Origin of the sequence: Roseofilum acuticapitatum BLCC-M154, from assembly GCF_030068475.1 — a bacterium.
GTDB lineage: Bacteria > Cyanobacteriota > Cyanobacteriia > Cyanobacteriales > Desertifilaceae > Roseofilum > Roseofilum acuticapitatum.
In genome coordinates this window covers 1-4,021 of sequence record NZ_JAQOSP010000127.1, presented here as the reverse complement: position 1 = coordinate 4,021, position 4,021 = coordinate 1, and the positions used below count along the sequence as shown (strand labels likewise).

10 protein-coding genes are annotated in these 4,021 nt (G+C 44.6%); 4 read left to right on the top strand and 6 right to left on the bottom strand.

Features of this window, described 5'->3' with window-relative positions; translation table 11 throughout:
* Positions 1 to 106: 106 nt before the first annotated feature.
* Positions 107 to 262 carry a hypothetical protein gene (locus tag PMG71_RS20240; protein ID WP_283755537.1) on the bottom strand — a complete coding sequence of 52 codons (156 nt, stop codon included), beginning with the start codon at positions 260 to 262 and terminating at the stop codon, positions 107 to 109.
* 39 nt (positions 263 to 301) lie between these two features.
* On the opposite strand from PMG71_RS20240, the gene PMG71_RS20235 reads away from it, so the two are divergent.
* The 4 genes from PMG71_RS20235 to PMG71_RS20220 all read left to right on the top strand — a co-directional run bounded on the left by PMG71_RS20235 (position 302) and on the right by PMG71_RS20220 (position 1,709).
* Positions 302 to 628 (top strand): hypothetical protein, encoded by a 327-nt coding sequence (locus PMG71_RS20235; RefSeq protein ID WP_283755536.1) that lies wholly within the window; start codon positions 302 to 304, stop codon positions 626 to 628.
* Entirely contained in the window at positions 625 to 807 is a 183-nt protein-coding gene (locus PMG71_RS20230; RefSeq protein ID WP_283755535.1) for a hypothetical protein, read from the top strand. The genes PMG71_RS20235 and PMG71_RS20230 overlap by 4 nt, the downstream gene beginning before the upstream one ends.
* Positions 808 to 1,053: 246 nt before the next feature.
* Positions 1,054 to 1,311 carry a hypothetical protein gene (locus PMG71_RS20225; RefSeq protein WP_283755534.1) on the top strand — a complete coding sequence of 86 codons (258 nt, stop codon included), beginning with the start codon at positions 1,054 to 1,056 and terminating at the stop codon, positions 1,309 to 1,311.
* Complete coding sequence (locus PMG71_RS20220) at positions 1,311 to 1,709, top strand: type II toxin-antitoxin system VapC family toxin (RefSeq protein WP_283755533.1); 399 nt, start codon at positions 1,311 to 1,313, stop codon at positions 1,707 to 1,709. Before PMG71_RS20225 ends, PMG71_RS20220 begins: the two co-directional genes overlap by 1 nt.
* A gap of 175 nt (positions 1,710 to 1,884) precedes the next feature.
* Here the strand turns inward: PMG71_RS20220 and PMG71_RS20215 are convergent, their stop codons facing one another.
* From PMG71_RS20215 to PMG71_RS20195, 5 genes are all read right to left on the bottom strand, one after another.
* Positions 1,885 to 2,067, bottom strand: a complete 183-nt coding sequence (locus PMG71_RS20215; RefSeq protein WP_283755532.1) for a hypothetical protein — start codon at positions 2,065 to 2,067, stop codon at positions 1,885 to 1,887.
* 78 nt (positions 2,068 to 2,145) lie between these two features.
* A complete protein-coding gene (locus PMG71_RS20210; protein ID WP_283755531.1) occupies positions 2,146 to 2,448 on the bottom strand; it encodes a hypothetical protein in 303 nt (100 codons plus the stop codon).
* Positions 2,441 to 2,860 carry a type II toxin-antitoxin system VapC family toxin gene (locus PMG71_RS20205; protein WP_283755530.1) on the bottom strand — a complete coding sequence of 140 codons (420 nt, stop codon included), beginning with the start codon at positions 2,858 to 2,860 and terminating at the stop codon, positions 2,441 to 2,443. Before PMG71_RS20205 ends, PMG71_RS20210 begins: the two co-directional genes overlap by 8 nt.
* Positions 2,860 to 3,117 (bottom strand): type II toxin-antitoxin system Phd/YefM family antitoxin, encoded by a 258-nt coding sequence (locus PMG71_RS20200; protein ID WP_283755529.1) that lies wholly within the window; start codon positions 3,115 to 3,117, stop codon positions 2,860 to 2,862. Before PMG71_RS20200 ends, PMG71_RS20205 begins: the two co-directional genes overlap by 1 nt.
* Before the next feature lie 97 nt (positions 3,118 to 3,214).
* The gene (locus PMG71_RS20195) at positions 3,215 to 3,499 is read right to left on the bottom strand and encodes a hypothetical protein (protein WP_283755528.1); all 285 of its coding nucleotides are present in this window, start codon (positions 3,497 to 3,499) and stop codon (positions 3,215 to 3,217) included.
* Positions 3,500 to 4,021: the final 522 nt, after the last annotated feature.

Here is a 4,021-nt window from a genome sequence, read left to right as displayed (position 1 = left end):
GTCACTATCCAAACTATGCTAAACACTATACAACAGTAAAAACCGGGTTTTGAAGTCATATTTGCTGCTTAAGCGATGTCTGTGGCAAAAACCTGGTTTCTGAGTCTCAGGCGATATGGGAGCCATTGCTGGGGCGATAATGCGAGGCATCGCTCAGGCGATCGCACTGGAGAAGGGGTTGTGGGGGCGATAAAACTCCGTTTCGCTTGGCGATCGCATCTTGGGTAGGGGCGATCGGGCGAGGCATTTCAGGCGATCGCACAATCCTCTAAAATTAAAAGGTCAAAAACGGGTCGTCTCAATGTCCGATATTTTCATCACCATTCGCAATCAAGACGGTTACGCTATGGCTTCTTATCAAGGAACCCTGTTTGTGGCGATCGCCCAACAGGATGGAACGGCGATCGGCGAAAAACCCGTTAATTGGCGCTGGGCAGATGCTCAGTTTCCCGATCTTCCTCCTGGAGAGTATACAGCGATCGCCTTCCATGAATCGGTCAACCCTCCAGAAGCCTCTCAAGATGTTACTCTAGGAGTTAATGAGCTACTTGAAGTTCGATTTATCTACCTCGAACCAGAGCAACAACTCTTAGATATTCGTATTAGAACTTTTCCTCTTGACCTATGAGTATCGATATTAATCCCATTAATGATTCAGAATCCATACGTGCTTATCGTCATCGAATTCTAATTTTTACCCAAGATCTTAAAGAAGAAACCGATCCTAAAAAACGAGCTTTAGCTGCTCTATATCTGGCAGAAGCAGCAACTACACTAGCTCGTCTAGAAACTGAAAATAATCAATAATTGCGACATTTCCTCTCGCCCACCCCAAGAAACCGGGTTTTTAGGTCGCTTTTACTGCTTAAGCAATATCTGTAGCAAAAACCCGGTTTCTAAAGTTTAGGGGCGATCACATCTTGGGTAGGGGCGATCGGGCAAGGCATGGTTCAGGCGATCGCACGGGAGAAGCGGTTGTGGGGGCGATAAAACTCCGTTTCGCTTCGCGATCGCCCTTATAATGAACGTGACCATACTAATAGTACCCATCTCATGCAAGCAAACCTTAACTCTACTCTGGTTGAACTGAAGCAACATATCGAGGATCTTCCAGTTGGCGATCGCTGGGCATTACTAAAATGGTTGGTAGAATTATTACAACAAAACCCTCTGAGTGCTGAAGAAGAAAAAACGAAAATCAATCTTGAAGCAGTACATTACATCTGCGATCGGATCAGAAATTTACCCGTTCTTGATAGTCGATCAACTGACGAAATCATTGGCTACAATCAATTTGGAGGTTTAGATTAGTGGTCATAGATCCCTCGGCTATTCTAGCAATTATCTATGGTGAACCAGAAGAAAAAATATTCCTGGAGCTTGTTGAGAGTAATGAAACCTGTCTGCTCTCTTCTCCAGGATATGTTGAACTATCCATTGTTTTAGGAACAAGACATGGAGAACAAGGTGTAGAATATTTGAAATTACTACTCAAAGAATTATCAATTACAGTATTTCCATTTACTCCAGAGCAAGCACAGTTAGCGGCTGAGGCATTCTTAAAATTTGGCAAAGGCCGTCACCCGGCAAGATTAAATATGGGGGACTGTTTTTCTTATGGGTTAGCTAAGGCAATGAAGCAACCTTTACTGTTCAAAGGTAATGATTTTATTCAAACCGATATAGACCGAATTAACTATGAAGTTTGAAGTTACATAACAATAGAAGCGCATGTATGAGAGTTGATGGGGGGTAATAATACAATCCATTGCTAAGGCGATCGCACGGGAGAACCCCTTGTGGGGGTGATAAAACTCCGTTTCGCTTCGCGATCGCTTCTTGGGTAGGGGCGATCGGGCCAGGCATGGTTCAGGCGATCGCTTTTTACTCAACTGAAGCAACTTGTTTTAGTCGCTTGAGACGTTGTTCTCTAATATTGCCCTCTAATATTTCAATCACCTCTTGCAACTCCAAACCAGCTAACTCCATTTCCTGACAACTACGATGCGCTCTGCTCAGAGTTTGCCGTACTTGGGAGTGATCGGGGAACCTAGATGTTTCGTTCATGATAAATTCCAATCTACCTTAATTTCTTGTGTACTCTGTTTCAAAGCAGGCACTCGACTAGAGAACACGTTGAGTTGATTAGGTTAGACTAACATTATACAGCGCTTTAGTGCCCTGCGCGAGAAATAAAATTGACTTGACTTTGGTATAAGTTAATTCCCCACTAACAGACCCTCCACGATCGCGTCTTGGGTAGGAGAGATCGGGCGAGGCATGGTTCAGGCGATCGCATTGGAGAAGGGGTTGTGGGGCGATCGCGCTTCGGTTGTTTTCGGTAGTGCGATCGCACTCATCAGTTAGTTTTCGATGTTCCGGATGATAGAATGCTAGAACAATATCGGCTTTATCAATACCGCGATCGATTAGTTTCAGTCTAAACAAACCAGTTTTCGATTGTCAGTCCTGCAAAATTAGCATAGTCTGAGACATTACGAGTTACCAGAGTCAAATCATTAACTCGAGCAATAGCAGCAATTTGCCCATCGGGGTATGAAGGCATTTGACCTAAAGCTGTTAGTCTAGCTCGTTCTTGTGCAAACCATTGGGCCGCATCATGACAGTAGGGCAAGATAATCATTTTGTCTTGGATAACTTGTGTGAGATAATCAGACAACGTTCTTTTACGTCGAGACTCTGGCAATCGATATAACCCGTAAAGAAGCTCGTGCCATGTAACTGATGCAATTGCTGAATCTTCAATATTTTGTCGAAAACGAGTCAGAAACACTTCGCTCGGTCGTAATTTGATACTTTCTGAAATAATGTTGGTATCCAGGAGAAATTTTATGGTCATTACCAACTTGGTGTTTCTGGAGTAGAAGTGCGATCGCGGACTTCGGCAAAGATCATATTTGTATCTAAGTCAATTGATTCTGCAACTATTCGGGAACGGAAAGAATCGAAAGCATCTAAGACATTTTCAGATCGAGCAGAAATAATTTTCGCAACTGGTCGATCTGCCTGAACCACTAGAAAACTTTCTCCTGCTGCCGCACGTTGGAGATAATCGATTGAGTTTTTGGCCGCTTCTTCTAAGGTTATTTTATTCATAAACAGCGTGCTTTAGTTAATACTTTTGCCCTATTATACCTTAAACTCAAAGCACAATAATTTACAAGCTATTTTACCCAGTGCGATCGCACATCCATCATGCGATCGCACCGGAGAAGCGGTTGTGGGGGCGATAAAACTCCGTTTCGCTTGGCGATCGCATCTTGGGTAGGGGCGATCGGGCGAGGCATGGTTCAGGCGATCGCACCGGAGAAGGGGTTGTGGGGGCGATAAAACTCCGTTTCGCTTGGCGATCGCATCTTGGGTAGGGGCGATCGGGCGAGGTATGATTCAGGCGATCGCATTGGAGAAGCGGTTGTGGGGGCGATCGCGCTTTGGTTGTTTTCTGTAGTGCGATCGCACATCCATCATGCGATCGCAAAATCAGTTAGTGACGGTAGGGTGCGTTAGTTGGGGATAAATTTTGAACTTAATCAGTCAATTTAAAAGCCCGACGTAACGCACCAAATTTCCAAGAATAAAATCAATCAGGCTTCGGTGCGTTACGCGGGGAATAAAATTTACTCGACTTCGGCAAAGATTAACTCCCCGCTAACACACCCTACGCGATCTCACAATCTATTGGCTCATTTCCATCAAGCCAAGAAACCGGGTTTTTCAGGTAATTTTTGCTTCTTAACCCGTAGAGGTGGCAAAAACCTGGTTTCTGAGTCTCAGGCGATAGGCGAGCCATTGCTGGCGCGATAATGGGAGGCATCGTTCAGGCGATCGCATTGGAGAAGCGGTTGTGGGGGCGATAAAACTCCGTTTCGCTTCGCGATCGCTTAAGTTATAATCAATGAACCATTCAACTCATCATTTGCATCCATAATGAGTATCACTGAAACTCAAGGTATCACCTCTGAAACCATCCTAGAATCTCTCCGGGAAATCTACCCTCACA